General features: G+C 70.9%; 22 protein-coding genes. 14 read left to right on the plus strand and 8 right to left on the minus strand.

The features are described from left to right. The first annotated feature begins 2 nt into the window (after positions 1-2). The 3 genes from I4I81_RS23970 to I4I81_RS23980 all read left to right on the plus strand — a co-directional run bounded on the left by I4I81_RS23970 (position 3) and on the right by I4I81_RS23980 (position 1,124). Positions 3-404 (plus strand): DUF302 domain-containing protein, encoded by a 402-nt coding sequence (locus I4I81_RS23970; RefSeq protein WP_218606350.1) that lies wholly within the window; start codon positions 3-5, stop codon positions 402-404. 103 nt (positions 405-507) lie between these two features. Next, complete coding sequence (locus tag I4I81_RS23975) at positions 508-711, plus strand: SHOCT domain-containing protein (RefSeq protein WP_218606349.1); 204 nt, start codon at positions 508-510, stop codon at positions 709-711. Next, on the plus strand, positions 708-1,124 hold the full coding sequence (locus I4I81_RS23980) for a multicopper oxidase domain-containing protein (protein WP_218616353.1): 417 nt from the start codon (positions 708-710) through the stop codon (positions 1,122-1,124). The genes I4I81_RS23975 and I4I81_RS23980 overlap by 4 nt, the downstream gene beginning before the upstream one ends. Before the next feature lie 23 nt (positions 1,125-1,147). On the opposite strand, the gene I4I81_RS23985 is transcribed toward I4I81_RS23980, so the two are convergent. After that, positions 1,148-2,428 carry an IS256 family transposase gene (locus tag I4I81_RS23985; protein WP_218606453.1) on the minus strand — a complete coding sequence of 427 codons (1,281 nt, stop codon included), beginning with the start codon at positions 2,426-2,428 and terminating at the stop codon, positions 1,148-1,150. A 102-nt stretch (positions 2,429-2,530) separates the two neighbouring features. Here I4I81_RS23985 and I4I81_RS23990 point away from each other — a divergent pair, with 102 nt between their 5' ends. Then, positions 2,531-3,598, plus strand: a complete 1,068-nt coding sequence (locus I4I81_RS23990; RefSeq protein ID WP_225924674.1) for a multicopper oxidase family protein — start codon at positions 2,531-2,533, stop codon at positions 3,596-3,598. Positions 3,599-3,642: 44 nt separating this feature from the next. Here the strand turns inward: I4I81_RS23990 and I4I81_RS23995 are convergent, their stop codons facing one another. Continuing rightward, complete coding sequence (locus tag I4I81_RS23995; RefSeq protein WP_218603103.1) at positions 3,643-4,290, minus strand: peroxiredoxin; 648 nt, start codon at positions 4,288-4,290, stop codon at positions 3,643-3,645. Between the two features lie 388 nt (positions 4,291-4,678). Here I4I81_RS23995 and trxA point away from each other — a divergent pair, with 388 nt between their 5' ends. Both trxA and I4I81_RS24005 read left to right on the plus strand, forming a co-directional pair. Beyond that, positions 4,679-5,044 carry a thioredoxin gene (gene trxA / locus I4I81_RS24000; RefSeq protein ID WP_218603104.1) on the plus strand — a complete coding sequence of 122 codons (366 nt, stop codon included), beginning with the start codon at positions 4,679-4,681 and terminating at the stop codon, positions 5,042-5,044. A gap of 128 nt (positions 5,045-5,172) precedes the next feature. Then, entirely contained in the window at positions 5,173-5,574 is a 402-nt protein-coding gene (locus I4I81_RS24005) for a carboxymuconolactone decarboxylase family protein (protein ID WP_218603105.1), read from the plus strand. Positions 5,575-6,256: 682 nt separating this feature from the next. Here I4I81_RS24005 and I4I81_RS24010 read toward each other — a convergent pair. Together I4I81_RS24010 and I4I81_RS24015 are read right to left on the minus strand one after the other, a co-directional pair. Continuing rightward, positions 6,257-7,105: a sulfite exporter TauE/SafE family protein gene (locus tag I4I81_RS24010; RefSeq protein WP_218603106.1), complete on the minus strand. Its 849-nt coding sequence runs from the start codon at positions 7,103-7,105 to the stop codon at positions 6,257-6,259. Continuing rightward, positions 7,105-7,410, minus strand: a complete 306-nt coding sequence (locus I4I81_RS24015; RefSeq protein WP_218603107.1) for a rhodanese-like domain-containing protein — start codon at positions 7,408-7,410, stop codon at positions 7,105-7,107. Before I4I81_RS24015 ends, I4I81_RS24010 begins: the two co-directional genes overlap by 1 nt. A gap of 350 nt (positions 7,411-7,760) precedes the next feature. Here I4I81_RS24015 and I4I81_RS24020 point away from each other — a divergent pair, with 350 nt between their 5' ends. After that, positions 7,761-7,934 (plus strand): hypothetical protein, encoded by a 174-nt coding sequence (locus I4I81_RS24020; protein WP_218603108.1) that lies wholly within the window; start codon positions 7,761-7,763, stop codon positions 7,932-7,934. 30 nt (positions 7,935-7,964) lie between these two features. On the opposite strand, the gene I4I81_RS24025 is transcribed toward I4I81_RS24020, so the two are convergent. Further along, positions 7,965-9,158: an NAD(P)/FAD-dependent oxidoreductase gene (locus tag I4I81_RS24025; RefSeq protein ID WP_218603109.1), complete on the minus strand. Its 1,194-nt coding sequence runs from the start codon at positions 9,156-9,158 to the stop codon at positions 7,965-7,967. A 195-nt stretch (positions 9,159-9,353) separates the two neighbouring features. Between I4I81_RS24025 and I4I81_RS24030 the strand changes: the two genes are divergently transcribed. Together I4I81_RS24030 and I4I81_RS24035 are read left to right on the plus strand one after the other, a co-directional pair. After that, positions 9,354-10,712: an MBL fold metallo-hydrolase gene (locus I4I81_RS24030; protein WP_218603110.1), complete on the plus strand. Its 1,359-nt coding sequence runs from the start codon at positions 9,354-9,356 to the stop codon at positions 10,710-10,712. A gap of 147 nt (positions 10,713-10,859) precedes the next feature. Then, positions 10,860-11,528: a rhodanese-like domain-containing protein gene (locus tag I4I81_RS24035; protein ID WP_226363539.1), complete on the plus strand. Its 669-nt coding sequence runs from the start codon at positions 10,860-10,862 to the stop codon at positions 11,526-11,528. A gap of 100 nt (positions 11,529-11,628) precedes the next feature. Here the strand turns inward: I4I81_RS24035 and I4I81_RS24040 are convergent, their stop codons facing one another. Continuing rightward, complete coding sequence (locus I4I81_RS24040) at positions 11,629-11,871, minus strand: hypothetical protein (protein WP_218616354.1); 243 nt, start codon at positions 11,869-11,871, stop codon at positions 11,629-11,631. Positions 11,872-11,981: 110 nt separating this feature from the next. On the opposite strand from I4I81_RS24040, the gene I4I81_RS24045 reads away from it, so the two are divergent. Beyond that, positions 11,982-12,512 (plus strand): DoxX family membrane protein, encoded by a 531-nt coding sequence (locus I4I81_RS24045; protein WP_218603112.1) that lies wholly within the window; start codon positions 11,982-11,984, stop codon positions 12,510-12,512. Positions 12,513-12,536: 24 nt separating this feature from the next. On the opposite strand, the gene I4I81_RS24050 is transcribed toward I4I81_RS24045, so the two are convergent. Then, positions 12,537-13,178 carry a class I SAM-dependent methyltransferase gene (locus tag I4I81_RS24050; RefSeq protein ID WP_218603113.1) on the minus strand — a complete coding sequence of 214 codons (642 nt, stop codon included), beginning with the start codon at positions 13,176-13,178 and terminating at the stop codon, positions 12,537-12,539. Positions 13,179-13,402: 224 nt separating this feature from the next. On the opposite strand from I4I81_RS24050, the gene I4I81_RS24055 reads away from it, so the two are divergent. Further along, positions 13,403-14,098 carry an ArsR/SmtB family transcription factor gene (locus I4I81_RS24055; protein WP_218603114.1) on the plus strand — a complete coding sequence of 232 codons (696 nt, stop codon included), beginning with the start codon at positions 13,403-13,405 and terminating at the stop codon, positions 14,096-14,098. Continuing rightward, positions 14,095-14,883, plus strand: a complete 789-nt coding sequence (locus tag I4I81_RS24060; protein WP_218603115.1) for a nucleoside phosphorylase — start codon at positions 14,095-14,097, stop codon at positions 14,881-14,883. The genes I4I81_RS24055 and I4I81_RS24060 overlap by 4 nt, the downstream gene beginning before the upstream one ends. Positions 14,884-15,063: 180 nt before the next feature. Here the strand turns inward: I4I81_RS24060 and I4I81_RS24065 are convergent, their stop codons facing one another. Continuing rightward, a complete protein-coding gene (locus I4I81_RS24065; RefSeq protein WP_218603116.1) occupies positions 15,064-15,333 on the minus strand; it encodes a hypothetical protein in 270 nt (89 codons plus the stop codon). Between the two features lie 249 nt (positions 15,334-15,582). Here I4I81_RS24065 and I4I81_RS24070 point away from each other — a divergent pair, with 249 nt between their 5' ends. Next, positions 15,583-16,548: a mycofactocin-coupled SDR family oxidoreductase gene (locus tag I4I81_RS24070; RefSeq protein WP_308187697.1), complete on the plus strand. Its 966-nt coding sequence runs from the start codon at positions 15,583-15,585 to the stop codon at positions 16,546-16,548. Positions 16,549-16,723: 175 nt separating this feature from the next. Further along, positions 16,724-17,368: an AAA family ATPase gene (locus I4I81_RS24075; RefSeq protein ID WP_225924678.1), complete on the plus strand. Its 645-nt coding sequence runs from the start codon at positions 16,724-16,726 to the stop codon at positions 17,366-17,368. The last annotated feature ends 59 nt before the right edge of the window (positions 17,369-17,427 follow it).

A 17,427-nucleotide genomic window follows, 5' to 3' on the forward strand; every position in this document is an offset into this window, starting at 1 on the left:
CCATGTCCGCGCACACCGTCACGCTCGACCTCTCCCACACCGACGCCATCGACGCCGTCACCGCGGCGCTCGCCACCCAGGGATTCGGCGTCCTGACCACCATCGACGTCCGCGCCACCCTGAAGGCCAAGCTCGGTGAGGACGTGGAGGACTACACGATCCTCGGCGCCTGCAACCCCGCACTGGCCCACCAGGCCCTGTCCACCGACCCCGAGATCGGGCTGCTGCTGCCCTGCAACGTCACCGTCCGGCAGTCCGGCGGCCACACCCTCGTGCAGGCCGTCGACCCGGCCGAACTGCTCGCCATGGCCGGCGACGGCGGCCCGCAGCCGGCCGAGCTCGCCGCCGTCGCCACGGACGCCTCAGCACGCCTGCACGCCGCACTCGATTCCCTCACCGGCTGAGGACCACGGCCCTCCGGCCCGGAAGGACAGGGCGTCCGCCCCTCGTCCACCTCGACCGAGGAGACGACCGTCGACCTCCACCGACGGACAGGACCGCACCTCCATGACGGGTACAGCGGCGATGAGCTGGTTCTGGATCTGGCCGACCCTCGTCGTCATCGGGCTCGCGCTGCTCAGCTACCTCGCCTACCGGCTTCCCCGAGGCCGGGGCGGCGAACGCCCAGCGGCCCGGCGCATCCTCGACGATCGCCCGGCTCGCGGCGAGATCGACGTCGCCGAGCACCGCCGCCGGGCCGAGCTCCTGTGACGCCGGTACCGATCAGCCGCCGCCGCGCCCTGATCCTCGGCGGTCTCGGCGCGGGCGGGCTGGTCGCGGGGACCACCGGATGGATCGCCACGGTCATCGCAGACACCGGGGAGTTCCAGCCCGGCACCACCGGCGGGGAACTGTCTCAGCCCCCCGTACTCGACAGCCGCGACGGCAGGCTCTCCGTGGAACTGGTCGCCGCTGTGGGTGCCCGGCTGGCCGGCCGCGACACCGCAGCCCTGGGCTTCGACGGCGACTCCCCCGGCCCGACCCTGCGCGTCCGCCCCGGCGACGAGCTCGCCGTACGGCTCACCAACCGACTCCGCCAGCCGACCAACCTGCACACCCACGGCCTGCGCGTCTCCCCGCAGGGCAACAGCGACAACCCCTTCCTGCGGATCGACGAGCAATAGTCAAGACCTGTGGATGAAGATCTTTAGGCGGCTTCCGGTTGGTGGTGGTCGTCGGGTCGTTCGACGAGCTTGCCGTTGACGAACAGGGCGCCGGCGCGGACGAGCGCGACCAGGTGTGGGCCGTTCACGGCGCGCCAGCGGTCCTGGGCGGCCTCGATGAGCTTGAACGCCATCGCCAGCCCGGCTGCCCGCGAGCCGGGACCGCGAGTGATCTTCGTGCGGTGCCGGACGGTGGCGAAGGTCGACTCGATGGGGTTCGTGGTGCGCAGGTGGATCCAGTGCTCGGCGGGGAAGTCGTAGACCGCGAGCAGCACCTCGACATCGTCGGTGATCTTCGCGACCGCCTTCGGGAATTTCGCCCCGTAGGCGGCCTCGAATGCTTTCACGGCGTCGAGGGCGTGGCGGCGGTCTTCGGCGTTCCAGATCTCCGCGAGTGCCTTCTTCGCCCCCGGGTGCGCGGATTTCGGGAGGGCGCCGAGCACGTTGGCGATCTTGTGGAACCAGCAGCGCTGCTCGCGGGTCGCGGGGAACACCTCGCGCAGCGCGGCCCAGAACCCCAGCGCGCCGTCTCCGACCGCGAGGACCGGGGCGCGCATCCCTCGCCGGGCGGCATCGCGCAGCAGGTCCGCCCAGGACTCGGTCGACTCGCGGTAGCCATCGGCCAGCGCGACGAGCTCCTTGCGCCCGTCAGCACGGACGCCGATCAGCACGAGCAGGCACAGCTTGTGTTCTTCGAGGCGGATGTTGACGTGGATCCCGTCGGCCCACAGGTAGACGTAGTCGGCTCTGGACAGGTCGCGGGCGGCGAAGGTGCGCTGTTCGGCCTTCCAGGTCTCGGTCAGCTTCGTGATCACCGGCGCCGAGAGCCCGGCGGTCGAGCCGAGGAACTGGCCCAGGGCGGGCACGAAGTCGCTGGTCGAGAGCCCGTGCAGGTAGAGCAGCGGCAGCACTTCGGTGATCTTCGGGGTCTTGCGGCACCAGGGCGGCAGGATCGCCGAGGAGAACCGCGCCCGCTCCCCGGTCTGCGGGTCGGTGCGCCGGTCGTTCACCCGCGGCACGGTCACCTCGACCGCGCCGGCGCTGGTGAGCACCTCGCGGGGCTGGTGGGTGCCGTTGCGCACGACCAGCCGGCGGCCGTGCTCGTCGCGCTCGCCGACGTGGCGGGCAATGTAGTCGTCGACCTCGGCCTGCAGAGCCTCGGCGAGCATCCGGCGGGCGCCCTCGCGGACCAGCTCGTCGATCAGCGAGCCGCCGTCCCGGTGGGGTTCATCTGCGTCGGCAGCTCCAGGAACTACGGTGAGCACGGGTCGTACCCTTCCGACCGGCGTTGGCGCGCCGATCTTGCTTGATGGCCTCAAGATCACCGGAAGGGTACGGCCCCTCCGGTCATCCACAGGTTTCAAGCATTGCTCCGGATCGACCCCGGGGAGTCGTTCGACTACCTCTACCGGATCCCCGCCGACCACCCGGCCGGCACCCACTGGTACCACCCGCACCACCACGGCACGGTCGCCGACCAGCTCTACGGCGGACTGGTGGGCGGGTTGATCGTCGACCGTGGGGGTGACGTCCCGGTCACCACGGACCGCCTGCTGCTGGTCACCGACATCACCCTCGACGGCACCGGAGCCGTCGTGCCGGCGACCGCCACCGAACGGACCGTCGGCCGCGAAGGCCGGCTGCTGCTGGTCAACGGGCAGTACCAGCCCACCATCACCGCCGCACCGGGCGCGACCGAGCGCTGGCGGATCGTCAACGCCTGCACGTCCCGGTTCCTGGCCCTGCGCCTCGAGGGCCACCAGCTCGACCAGATCGCCCTGGACGGGTCGTTCCTCCCCCGACCGACCGGCCACGACAGCGTCGTCCTCGCCCCGGGAAACCGCGCCGACATCCTCGTCCGCCCCCAGGACACCGGCCGGTTCACGCTCCTCACCGATCCCTACGACCGCGGCTCCATGATGGGCCGCAGCACCGTCGGCGCCGGGTCGACGCCGCTGGCCACACTGATCACGTCCGGCCCGCTGCGCGGCGCCGCGCCACTTCCGGCCGCGCTCCCGGCAGAGGACCCGTCCACCGCTCCCGCCACCCGGAGACGAACGACGGACTTCCGGATGGGCATGGGCGGCGGGGGCATGGGCGGCGGGGCGGGGATGGCCGCGTCCGTCGACGGACGCACGTTCGACCACGACCGTGACGACCAGACCGTCACCTTCGGCAGCACCGAGGAATGGACCGTCACCAACTCCAGCCCGCTCGCCCACCCGTTCCACATCCACGTGTGGCCGTTCACCGTCCTCGCCACCAGCGACGACCGCCCCACCACCGGCACACCGCAGGACGTCGTGATCGTCCCGCCCCGCGGCTGGGTGCGGCTACGGATCCCGTTCACCACCCTCACCGGACGCAGCGTCTACCACTGCCACATCCTCGACCACGAGGACGCCGGGATGATGGCCACCGTGGTGGTCGCCTGAACCGGAGACCACCACGGCACACGGTCACCCGGAAGGCGTGGTGGTCAGGCGGACGCCGGAGCGCGGTCGGGACTGCCGGTCAGACGCAGATAGGGCTTCACGACGCGATGGTGGGGGAACAGCCTCGCGGCATCCTCCTCGTCGACGCCCAGCCCGACGATCACGTCCTCGCCGGGTTGCCAGTCCGCGGGCGTCGCGACCGGGTAGGCGTCGGTGAGCTGGAGGCTGTCGATGGCGCGCAGGATCTCGGCGAAGTTGCGACCGGTGGACATCGGGTAGGTCAGGATGAGACGGATCGTCTTGTCCGGTCCGACGACGAACACGGTGCGCACCGTAGACGTCGCACTCGCACCCGGGTGGATCATGTCGTAGAGCTCCGACACGGTCCGGTCGACGTCGGCGATCATCGGGAAGTCGACCGGCGTGCCCTGGGTCTCGCCGACGTCGCCCTCCCAGCGCAGGTGCGACTCGACCGAGTCGACAGACAGGCCGATGACCTTGACCCCGCGCGCCCTGAACTCCGGGCCGAGGCGGGCGACGGCGCCCAGTTCGGTCGTACACACCGGCGTGAAGTCGGCCGGATGGGAGAACAACATCCCCCACGAATCGCCGAGCCACTCGTGGAAACGGATCGGGCCACGGGTGGACTCGACGGCGAAGTCGGGGGCGGTGTCCCCCAGGTGCAGGCTCATCGGGATGGAGTCCTCTCGATCGTGCATCGTGGTTCGTGCGGCACGACCTGGCCGCAGCCGTCGTCACCGGTCATGTGCGCCGCGTGATGCGGCGGCCGGGCACTCTCGCCCGACGACCAGGGCGGCCTCGTCGATTCGTCCGACGCTCCCCACCGAACCCTCTCGAGTAGCAGTTGTGGGGCGCCGAACGACCCCGTCGCGTGGGGTCGTTCGACCCCCAGCAGGACGCCGCAGGATCGACGAGGTGGGTTCGGGCCTCGGGGCCGGTGAGGGCCACCCCCGGCGGCCCGGCCCGTCGACCGACCGTGCCACGGAAGCGGGAACACCCGCCAACGCGAGTAGGTTGAGTTATACCGTAGGGGGTATCCGAGCAGGAGAGATGGGAACCATGTCGACGATCGAACTGACCACCGAGAACTTCACCGACACCGTCGAGCACGGCGGGATCGTGCTCCTCGACTTCTGGGCGTCGTGGTGCGGTCCGTGCCGCATGTTCGCCCCCGTCTTCGAGAAGGCGGCCGGCAAGCACGACGACGTCGTGTTCGGCAAGGTCGACACCGAGGCCCAGACCGAGCTCGCCCGGACGTTCGGCATCTCCTCGATCCCGACGCTGATGGCCATCCGCGACGGGGTCGTGTTGTACTCCCAGCCCGGGGCGCTGCCCGAGTCGGCACTGGAACAGCTCATCGAGCAGGTCCGGGGCGTCGACATGGACGACGTCCGGCGCGCGGTCGCCGAACAGCCCGGGAACTGAGCGACCCGAACCACCGGGCCGGACGGACGGTAGGTCCGGGCAGAAGGCCTCATGCCCGGACCGCCGTCACCCGTGATGCTGGGAGCTGGAGGCGCTCCGATCGGAGCCCCGGCAACACGGAGGTCGACATGGGAGAAGCCGCCGCACGGCAACGGGAGGCGCGCCTGCTCGGGCGCGAACTGCGCCGGGCGATACCCGACACCTACGAGGCCTATGCGCAGCTGTACGGCGCCGTGCTCGAACCAGGCGCGCTGAGCGCGGGCGTCAAGGAGCTGATCGCGCTCGCCATCGCCGTGACGAAAGAGTGCGACGGCTGTATCGCCGCTCATGCCGACGGGGCTGCACGCAGTGGCGCGACGGCCGACGAGGTCGCCGAGGCGATGGGTGTCGCCATCCTGATGAACGGCGGACCCGCCACTGTGTACGGGCCCCGCGCCTACGCCGCGTTCCGCGAGTTCGCGGCAGCTACCGCCCCGCACCGGACCACAGCCTGCGCAGATCACGACGCACCGTCGCCGGCCAATGCCTGAACCGCGGGACGACATGACCACGATCACCTGCACCGGCTCCGCAGGTGACCTTTCACTGGACCGCCTGCTCCACGACCTCGACGTGGCCAACGACACCCACCCCGTCCACAGCGGGTGCACGAGACATCCCCGGGCACACGACGGCTACGGCGACGACGAGGCAGAACGCCACGACGGGGCACCTGACAGGCGCTGATCCGGCCGCATCCTGACGATCACTCCCGTCGAGGCGGAGCGCAGAACCATCGCTCCCGCCACACACCCGTCCACCCGGTGCGCCGCCACTCGAGGACGGTGCGTTCCCCGAGAACCCCGTCGACCACCTCAGCGTCCGACGACAACGAGCACGAGAACCCCGACACCGACGATCGCGGTACTCGCGGCGAACAACCGCACGAGCCCCCCACCGGCGAACGACGGCGGTCCGCCCGGATCACCCGCTCCGCCCGATCCCACCGTGCGTGGCTGCGCACCGCCTGCGCGACGGCGAGGAACGCCAGCGTGATGGTCGAACCGTCGCGCAGCAGCTCGGGGGTCAGGTTGTGCGCTCGTCGGCCGGCGAGAACCGGTGGTCCGGGTCGTGTCCGAACTCCCTCAGCTGGGGCCGCAGCCGGTGTCGCAGCTGAGGTTCTGCTCGCGATCGAGCGGGCCAGCGCATGGCAGGGGCACGTACTCGGGCCGGTCAGAACACCCCGAGGGCCTGCACGGCGACGAAGCCACCGACCAGGATCAGCATGACGGCGAAGCTCCTGGTGAGGGTGTCGCCGGAGAGCTTGTCCGCGACCCGCTTGCCCAGGAAGCTGCCGACGACGGAGAGCAGGGTGAAGGGCACGACGATCCGCCAGTCCAGGTCCAGCGGGGCACCGACCCGGGACGCCATCGAGGACACCGCGTTGAGGGTGATGATCAGCAACGAGGTGCCGACGGCGTGCGACATGGGCATGCGCAGGATGATCACCAGTGCCGGGACGACGAGGAACCCGCCGCCGACGCCGAGGAACCCGGTCATGAAGCCGACGACGAGACCGCTCAGCACGATCTTGGTCGCGGTGACGAGCAGTCGCCTGCGCCGGGTGGGCACCCGCACCGGGAGGCGGACGGCGGTCGACACAGAGCCGTCCGGCCGCGCCGAGGGGAACGGCTCGCCGGCCGACTCCTCGGGCTTGCGGCGACCGGAGCGGCTGTTGACCAGCATGGCGATGGCGGTGAGCACGGTGACCGCGGCGAAGGCCAGGAGCAGCACGCGCTGGTCGACGTGCCGGTTGAGCAGGGTGCCGAGGAACGCGGCGGGGATGCCGAGCGCCCCGAAGGTCAGTCCGGTGCGCCAGTCGATGCGGTCCCCGCGCAGGCGGGCCAGGGTGCCGACGAGTGCGGTGATGCCGACGATGATGATGCTGCTGGTCGTCGCGCTCTGCGCGGTGAGTCCGAGGACGTAGACCAGCAACGGGACGGTCAGCACCCCGCCGCCTCCGCCGAGCGCGCCGACGACCAGGCCCATGAGCAGGCCGAGCGCAGCTGCGAGGACCGTCATCAGCCGACCGCGCCCGGCGTGCCGTCGTCGGTGGTGATCGGGAGTCCGGCGTCGGCCCAGGCCTTCATCCCGCCGGCCATGTTGCGGACGTCGACCCCGGCGGCGGCGAGAGCGACGGCCGCCTTGCCCGACCGGTTGCCCGAGCGACACACCGCGATCACGGTCCGGTCGCGCGGGACCGACGCCGGCTGCAGGTCACCCAGGGGCAGGTGGACGGCGTCGGCAATGTGCCCGGTACGCCACTCGTCGGGCTCGCGGACGTCGAGGAGTAGGGCGCCGCGCACGGCCATCTCCTGCGCGGTCATTGGATCCACCTCGACGATCGGATCAACGGCGACCATCAGCTATCTCCTGCCACATCGTGGACTGTTGCCGTAAATGTACGTTCATTTGTCCGGTGCGGCAAGCACCGGATCCGACGGCTCCCACCACCTGGGCCGATGCGTTGCCGAACGGGCGGCCGCGGTGGTCGAATGGTCACGTGACCACGGTGACGTCCTCGACGCGCCACACGTTCTGCGTGTGCCTGCTGGCGACGGATCAGCTGTCTGTCGACGATCGTCGCTGTCGGACGGGCCTCCAGACCCGGTGATCTGACGGTCCGGGCACGTGCCTAGGACCCGGTCACCCCCCGACCAGCGAAAGCGTTCACCTGATGAGCACGACCGACGCCCGTCCCCACCGCTCGGCCACGGACCACTCCCCCGGCCCGGGGGTCGGTGATGAGTACGCCGACGGGCGCGAGTCCGTGGAGGCACCCCGGCGACACGTCCTGGTCCGCATCGCCGACGCCGTTCGTGCCGCGCACGCGGCGGCGGTGCCGTTCTGACCACGCCCGGAGGCGCGGGCGGGCCAGCGGTCATGCGACGCCGCGCAGCATCCCCTGCCAGTAGAGCGCCGGGAGGCCGTAGCGCTTGAGGTACCACATGTCGCGCCGCTCCTTGATGGTGTCGATCACCGGGATCGACGGCGTCGGCTTCATCGAATAGTCGAACTCGGCGAGCAGCATCGCGTGCCGGGACGTGGTGAGCGGACAGGACGCGTAGCCGCCGTAGCGGGCCGAGGGCGCCCGGCCGGCCATGACGTCGACCAGGTTGGCGACGACGACCGGGGCCTGCTTGCGGATCGCGGCGCCGGTCTTGGAGTTCGGACTGGACCCGGCGTCGCCCAGGGCGAACACGTCCGGGTACCGGGTGTGCTGCATGGTGTGCTTGTCGATCTCGACGTAGCCGGCCGGGTTGGCCGGGTCGGCGAGCGGGCTCTTCTTCACCCAGTCCGGCGCGGACTGCGGCGGGACCATGTGCATGACGTCGTAACCGAGCGTGGCCTCGGTGTCGTTCGCGCGGTCCGCGATGGTGACCTCCCGCGCGTCGGGGTTGACGCTGATCGCCTCGCTCTGCAGGTGCACCGTGATGCCGTAGCGGTTCGCCACCCCGACCAGGATGTCGGAGAACTCCTTGACGCCGAACATCCCCGGGGTGGGGAGCACGAGGTGGATGTCCATCTTGTCCAGCACGCCCTGCTCGCGCCAGTAGTCGGCAGCGAGGTAGGCGATCTTCTGCGGCGCTCCCGCACACTTGATCGGCCCGGCCGGCATGGTGAAGACCGCCGTGCCCGAGCGCGTGTCCCGGATGAACTTCCACGTCGCCGGGGCGAGTTCGTAGAGGTAGTTGCTCGACACCCCGTCACGCCCGAGGGTCTGCCCGAGCCCGGTGATCTTCTCCCAGTCGAGCTGGATCCCCGGACACATGACCAGGTACTCGTAGTCGACGTGCGAGCCGTCGTCGAGGGCGACCTGCTTCGCGTCGGGGTCGACCCCGACCGCGGCGCGCCGGATCCACGTCACGCCCTTGGGCATCACCGCCGACTGCGATCTCGCACTGGCCTCGACGGGCGCCCGACCGCCACCGACGAGCGTCCACAGCGGCTGGTAGTAGTGCGTCGACGCCGGGTCGACGACGGCGACGTCGGTCTGGCCCTGACGCTTCAGGCGGGCGGCGACGGTGAGTCCGGCACTGCCCCCACCGACGATGACGATCTTGTGTCGAGCCATGGCCGACCCCTTTCCGTCGAATGTACGGACATCTGACCGTATCGTTCAGTGGTTGGGATCACAACCTGCCGGCTCGCATCCGATGACTGCCCGCGCGTGGTTCGATGCCGATCTGACGGGTTCGACTTGACCGCGAGAGGCGCTGACGCCTACCGTCCCCGAGTAGATGTACGGACATTTCAACGGAGGGTCCGCATGGTGAACGTCGAAGTGATCCCCACCGAGGAACTCGGGGACCGCAGCTACCTCGCGCACGACGGTGTGGTGGCGGTGGTCGTCGACCCGCAGCGCGACATCGACCGCGTCGAGACGCTGCTCGCCGAGCGCGGTCTGACGGTGGAGCTGGTGGTCGAGACCCACATCCACAACGACTACGTCACCGGTGGCTTCCAGCTCGCCGCGCGCACCGGTGCGCGCTACGTCGTCAACGCCGAGGACCCGGTCACGTTCGACCGGGTCGCGGTCCGCGCGGGCGACGAGCTGACCGCCGGGGCGATGACGGTGCGGGTCGTCGCGACGCCCGGCCACACCTTCACCCACCTCGCGTACGTGATCAGCGACGGTGACGGCCCGCCCGCGGTGTTCACCGGCGGGTCGCTGCTCTACGGCAGCGTCGGGCGCACCGACCTGGTCGACCCCGCCCGCACCGACGAACTCACCCGCGCCCAGTACCACTCGGCCCGCCACCTCGCGGAGAGCCTGCCCGGCGAGACCGCGGTGTACCCGACCCACGGCTTCGGCAGCTTCTGCTCCGCGGGACCGACCGCAGGCGGCCCGAGCGGGACCATCGCCGACGAACGGACCCGCAACGACGCCGTCCTGGAGCCCGACGAGGACGCCTTCGTGGCCCGCCTCGTCGCCGGTCTCACCGCCTACCCGGCCTACTACGCGCACATGGCGCCGGTGAACCTGCACGGGCCCGCGCCCGTCGACCTCTCACCGCTGCCGACGCTCGATCCCGCCGAGCTCGCCAAGCGGATCGACGCCGGCGAGTGGGTCGTGGACCTGCGCGACCGCACCGCCTACGCCGCCGAACACCTCACCGGCAGCGTCGGCATCGGACTGGGCCCGCAGTTCGCCACCTGGCTCGGCTGGGTCATCCCCTGGGACACCCCGCTCACCCTGATCGGTGAGAGCGCCGAACAGGTCGCCGACGCCCAGCGCCAGCTCGTGCGGATCGGCATCGACCGACCCGCGGGCCGGGCCACCGGCACCGTCGACGCCCTCGCCGACGGCCGCCCCACCCGCAGCTACCCCACCGCCACCTTCGACGACCTCCACGCGGGCCGCGGCGACCGCGCCGAGGAGCCCGTCGTCGTCGACGTCCGACGCGACGACGAGTACGCCGTCGCCCACATCCGCGGGGCCCTGCACATCCCACTGCCGGAGCTGGCCGCCCGCCTCGACGAACTGCCCGACCGGCAGCTCTGGGTGCACTGCCAGAGCGCCTACCGCGCCTCCATCGGCGCCAGCCTGCTCGATCGCGCCGGCTTCGACGTCGTCCTCGTCGCCGACGAGTTCCCGCACGCCCAGGAACTCGGCCTCACCGACTGAGCGGAGCGCCCACCCGGTCGTCCGCGCCGCATCCGACGCCGAGCCGGACCCACGACATCGACGTACCGACTCGATATACCCCTACCGGGTAGGGAATGCACCACCCCCCGACCACCGGAAACCGTTCCCCCGACAGGAGATCACCACGTGACCCGCACCCCCTCCGGCCGCTCCGACGAGACCCGGACAGTGGACCCGTCGACGCTGATGACCTGGGTCGAACGGGCCGCCGACGTCCCCGATGGCCCGATGGTCATCGACGTCCGGAGCATCGCCGAGTACGACACCGTGCACATCCGCGGCTCCTACCACGTGCCGGCGCAGACTCTCGCCGAGCACACGGCCGAGCTCGCCCGCCACCTCGACGACCCGTCGAGCCCCGTCGTCCTGGTCTGCCAGTCCGGCGTCCGCGCCGAGCAGGCACGCCGACACCTCGCCGCCGCCGGCCTCGACCACGCGCACGTCCTCGACGGTGGCGTTCCGGCCTACGCCGCCGCCGGCGGCGACGTCGTCCGCGGCCGCCGCGTCTGGGCGCTGGAGCGTCAGGTGCGCCTCGCCGCCGGTAGCCTCGTACTGGCCGGCCTCGGCGCCGGCCGGTTCCTCCACCCGAACGCCCGCCTGCTCGCCGCAGGCATCGGTGCCGGACTGACGTTCTCGGCCCTGTCCGACACCTGCGCCATGGGGTCGATGCTGGCCCGGCTCCCGATCAACCGGGACAGCGCAGACCCGACCGTCTCCGCGACCGTCGCCGCGCTGAGGGAACGACCTGCCCGAGGATCGTCCGCTGCCGCCGCCGACCCGGCTGTCGCGACCTGACGAGTCTGCTCGGTGAACCACCTGGCCCCGGATGGTCAGGAGCGACACACCTGGAGCATCTGGGATCCGTCTGACGAGCCGAGCCGCTGCTGTGGAACGGTCACCCCCTCACGGGGAGCGCCGTAGCGGGCCAGTCCAGGAGCCCTACGCCGAGCATCGCGACGTGCAGCGTCAGCCGCACTTCGGCGTCGGTGGGGTCCAGATCGGTCGCCGTGCGGGCGCGCGCGAGCCCGTTAGGCCCACCTGCGCCGAGGTAGATCTCCACGGGCGTCAGCAGCACCGACGCCCGGCCGCGAGTGGTCTGCACGCTTCGGGCCCGGCGGAGCGGACTTGAGCTCAGCACCCCTTGAGCATGATCTCCTTGTACCTCTCCCCATCGATTCCGACTTCCCTGCTCGGCACAACCTTCAGGCAGGTGCACCTGTGTCCGACCCGTCCGTGACCGACCCCTCCGTGACCGGACAGCCGGCGACGATCCCCGCGTCGTACCGCTCGCTCGCGCAGGCTGTGGCGATCCTGCGCATCTTCTTCGGCGTGATCTGGCTGAGCAACGGCATCGCCAAGCTCGTCGACGTGGGTTCCTACGACCTCGGCTTCGCGACGTTCGGGCTGCTCTGGCTGCCTCAGGCCGAGTACATCGCCGACGACGCCTCCGGCACCACATTCCTCGGCCCTGTCGGCGCCTTCTACCAATCGGTGGTGCTGCCCAACTTCGGCTTCTTCGGCACCTTCCTCACGATCGTCGAGATCGCCGCGGGTCTGGCCCTGCTGTTCGGGGTGGTCACCCGCGCCGCGGCACTGGGCACGCTGCTGTTGATCGGCCCGATCTGGGTCATGTACCTGGCATCGGCGGCCACGCAGTACCTGTGGACCTACCCGGTCGACCTGCTCCCGCTGCTGCTGCTCGCGATCTTCCCGGCGGGCCGCATGTGGGGTCTCGACGGGCGTCTGGCCGCCCGCTTCGGCGATCGGTGGCCGTTCTGAAGCGCGCAGCGCGGCGGGCCGCCGTCACTCGCGACGCAGAGCCAGCCAGGTGAACGGCTGCACCGCGCCCCACGGTGTGCGGTGCTCCTCGCGGCGCTGCGCGACGACCCGCAGGCCGGACCCCGGACCGGCGCCCAGTTCAGCCGCGAGCGCTTCGGGCGAGTAGCGGGCCGTGGGAAGCCCCGAACAGGACTCCGGACCGTCGGCGGCGAACGTCCCGACCACCACCAGCGCGTCCGGGGTGAGCGCGGAGTCCAGCAGGTCCCGGTAACGCTGGCGATCCGCCGCATCGGTGAGGAAGTGGAACACCGCGCGGTCGTGCCACAGACCGAACCGGTGGTCCGGCACCCAGTCCAGAACATCGGAGACGACACAACGCAGCCGGGATGCGTCGGCACCGAGGCGTTCCCGGGTATGAGCAAGCCCGTCGTCGGACACGTCGAGCACCGTGACGTCGACGAAGCCGCGCTCCAGCAGCACGTCGGCCAGTCGGGACGCGCCTGCGCCCACGTCGACGGCCGGCCGCCCTGGGTCCGCTCCCCCAGCGTCGATCAGCGCGATCGAGCAGGTCGGCTCGATGGAGAACCAGCTGACCTCGGCGTCGCCGCGCTGCGTGTAGGTGTCGCGCCAGTGCGCCGCTCGCTCGCTCGTCATCGTGTTCCGCATCCGGCCCATCGTACGTTATTCCAACGATCAATGGATTAGTATGACCGAGGTTGCACGAGCCCCACCACCCGCCGACCGGTCGCCCGACGGAACCTCACTGCGACGCTCTGTCGCGCCGCTACGCGGCGGGCTGCCCACAGGGCTCGATCACCTCCCCCGCCACGTCGTCGACCACCCGTGTGGCGACACCGACTACCGTGATCCACGGATCTATGGAGGATGACGTGGGCGACCGCTCAGCGAAGACGAACCTGCTCGACGAGCTGGCCCGGGTGGGCAAGGCTCTCGGCAGCGGTACGCGACTGGAGCTGCTCGACCTGCTCACGCAGGGACCGCGGTCGGTCGCCGACCTCGCCGCGGCCGCCGGGCTGGGCCTGACCACGACCTCGGCCCACCTGCAGACGCTGCGCCGCGGCGGTCTCGTCACCGGGGACCGGGACGGCACCACCATCCGGTACCGGCTCTCCGGGCCCGACGTCGCGGCCCTGCTCGCCGCGGTGCGCGCCGTGGCGACCGTCCACCTGCCCGACGTCGTCGCCGCGCGCGACCGCTACCTCGGCCTCCCGACCACCGACGACCCGGCCCGCGACGACCCCGCCCGCGAGGAGATCGGCCGCGACGAGCTGCTGCGCCGGGCCCGGGCCGGCGAGATCGTCGTGCTCGACGTGCGGCCCAGGTCCGAGTATCGGGCCGGGCACATCCCGGGGGCTGTCTCCATCCCGGCCGACGAGCTGGCCGACCGGCTCGACGAGCTCCCGGACGACGTCGACGTGGTGGCCTACTGCCGTGGCGCCTGGTGCGTTCTCTCCCACGACGCCGTCCGGCTGCTCACCGCCCGGGGACACCGGGCGTACCGGCTCGTCGACGGGATGCTGGAGTGGCGCCTCGACGACCGACCGGTCGAGGTGGCGGCGGTATGACCGACGCCGACCTCCCCCTGCTGCAGGCCAAGGACCACGAGGCCCCGTCACTGTTCGAGCCGGCGAACCTGCTGCGCGAGGCCCGTCGTCAGAAGAACCTGCCCGACGTCGACGTGCCCGCGGTGGCGCTGCTCGACCCCGACGGCGACATCGTCCGCCACCTCGCCCGCACCGGCACGGGACGCCGCCACCCCGGCTGGGCCTGCTACCACACCGACATGTGGACGGTGGACGTCGACGGCACCGAGATCGGCGTCGTCGGCGTGGCCGTCGGCGCCCCGTTCGCCGTGCTCGTCGCCGAGCAGCTGGCCGCTTCCGGGGCCGAGCTCGTCATCAGCATCACCTCGGCGGGCCAGATCTCCCCGCTCGGCGCCCTGCCGTGCTTCGTGCTCATCGACCGCGCCCTGCGCGACGAGGGCACCAGCGCCCACTACCTGCCGCCGGGCCGGTGGAGCCGGCTCGACGAGACGCTCGCCGCGAAGCTCGACGGCGCCTTCACCGCACTACCCGAACCGGTGCTCACCGGGTCCTCCTGGACCACCGATGCCCCCTACCGCGAGACCGCCGCTGCGATCGCCGCTGCGGAAGAAGACGGCATCGCCTGCGTGGAGATGGAGGCGGCCGCTCTCTACGCCTACGCCACCGCCCGCCAGCGAGCCGTCGTCTGCCTGGCCCACATCACCAACACCATGGCCACCGACGGCGACGACTTCGAGAAGGGCGCCGACAACGGGGTGCACGATGCGCTCGCCGTTGCCACCGCGGTCGCGGCGGCACTGCGCTGAAGCATCACGCAGGTACTGCATCTCGTCGGCATTCGGCCGCGACGGCGTCCAGGCGCTCGATGTCGGCCTCGATCGTGACCAAGAGCAGCCGGGCGTACGGATCGACCAACGTGACCCGCCGGTCGACGATGCGCGATTCGCCTCCACCGGCTCGGCAGGTAGCCGCGCCGCGACTGTCACCTACGTGCGGAGGACCTCCATGTCGCGGAGGGCATCGGCGAGATCCAGGAGGTCGACCTCGCCGCGGTCGGTCAGGCCCGGACGCACGACGATGCGGGTGTAGGTCAAGGAGACCCGGTACTCCTCGTGGCCGCGATCCATCGCCGCCACGACCAGAGCGTCGGATGCCGCTTCGACCGCTCCCGCCCGCGTCGACCCAGTGCCGCCGGCCAGAGGCTGCACGTTCTCCGCTCCGGCGCTGAGCACGCCGAGCGTCCAGGTGGTGTTCATTCGCGCAGGGTCGCGGACCCGGTGCGGCCGTGTCGGCGACGCACCGAGTTGTCCACAACCCGACGCTCCTACTCGTCCTCGGGGGTTCTCCCCGAGCAGCCGAGTCGCCTGCCGCCAGGCCCGCAGTATCGAGGTGTAGGCGGTGGCGTCGCAGAGCATCCGTTCAGCAGTTCCGTGGCCCGCGCGGCCCAGAGCGCAAGTTCCACCGACCCGTGTGGGAGCCGGTGGCTCTGCGCGCTGTGTCGCTCGATGGCGCCGAACATGGCCGAGCGCGCCGAGCTTCGCGCGTTCAGGCAACTCCGCGTCCCGAATCGGAACAACCGCGACGACGGCCTCCATGAAACGTTCGCCGTGCCGACGACGTCAACCGAAAGGCAGCGAAGCATGGGACGGGTCGAGGGGAAAGTGGCGTTCGTGACCGGGGCCGCTCGGGGACAGGGCCGCTCACACGCGGTGCGACTGGCCGAGGAGGGCGCCGACATCATCGCGGTGGACATCTGCACGGACATCGAAACCGTGCCCTACCCGGGCTCGACGGTCGACGACCTGAAGGCGACCGTCGCCGCGGTGGAGGACCACGACCGGCGGATCATCGCGCGGGAGGCGGATGTCCGCTCGTTCAGCGCGCTCAAGGCCGTCTACGACGAAGGCGTCGCCGAGTTCGGCCACGTCGACATCGTGGTCGCGAACGCGGGCATCCTGTCGATCGCCCCGGGCTGGGAAGTCACCGACGAGCAGTGGGACACGGTCCACGACATCAACCTCAAGGGCGTGTGGCACACGGCCAAGGCCGCCATCCCCGGCATGATCGAACGCGGCCAGGGTGGATCGATCGTCCTGACGAGCTCCATCGCCGGGATCGGACCGCTCGCCGGGATGAGCCACTACGCAGCGTCCAAGCACGGTGTCACAGGCCTTGCCCGCAACCTGGCCCACGAGCTGGCCCAGCACAGCATCCGGGTCAACTCGGTGCACCCGACGACGGTGAACAGCCCGATGATCAAGAACCAGGCGATCTTCAACGTGTTCCGGCCGGACCTCGAGAACCCGACCGAGGAGGAGGCGCTCGAAGGCTTCGCCACCCTGACGAAGATGCCCATCCCGTACGTGGAGCCGGTGGACATCAGCAATGCGGTCTTGTGGCTCGCCTCCGACGAGGCGCGCTACGTGACCGGCGTGCAGATCCCGGTCGACGCCGGCTGGTCCGTGCGCTGAGTCCCGCGGTGAGCTCCGGTGATGCAGGAGGAGACGACGTGAAGCAGTGCTCGGAGGCACCCGCCACCCCCCGGGGAGGCAGGACTCGGCGCGAGCGGAGATCGCGCGCAGGGTGGTGGGCCGGGAACGCGAGCTGACCCTTGTCCTGGCCGCCGTCACGGCCGGGTGAGACGCCTTGCTGGAGGGCCCACCGGGAACATCGAAGTCGACCATCCTGCGGGCGATCACCGCGCACTGGGGCGTGCCGTTCGTCCTGGTCGAGAGCAATGCCGAGCTGACGCCGGCGCGCCTGGTCGGACATCACGGCCCGGCTCGGGTGCTCCGGGAGGACTACTCGGCAGACCACTTCGTCGCCGGACCACTGGTCGAGGCGATGCGCGGTGGTGGCTTCCTCCACATCGAGGAGCTCAACCGCGCCCCCGAGGACACGCTCAGCGTCCTGCTGGGCGCCATGGCGGAGCGGGCGGTGACGGTGCCGCGGGTCGGCACCGTCACCGCTCCCGCCACGTTCCGGGTCCTTGCCTCGATGAATCCGTTCGACAACGTCGGGACCGCCCGGGTCTACGACCGGTGGAACCGGTTCGCGGTCGGCTACCAGAGCGCGGACGGGGAACATCGGTGTCTGCTCGAGTCATCTCGGCCTCGTCCACCACCCGGCAGTGATCTGGGCGATCTTCGACCGGCTCGCCCGACCGGTCGGCCGTTGGGAGCCGTTCCGGGCGCCCCTGCCACTGCGAATGGCCTATGTGGCGCCCTCGAGTCGCCGGCGCGGCTGACAACACCCGCCGCGGCGGAGCGTTCCACATCGGAACAACTATGACGGTGGAGCGATCGCCAGAGTGTGAGCCAGAAGTCACAGCGTGAGCCCAGTTGCCCACG

Origin of the sequence: Pseudonocardia abyssalis (genome assembly GCF_019263705.2) — a bacterium.
In the GTDB taxonomy this organism is placed as follows: Bacteria; Actinomycetota; Actinomycetes; order Mycobacteriales; family Pseudonocardiaceae; genus Pseudonocardia; species Pseudonocardia abyssalis.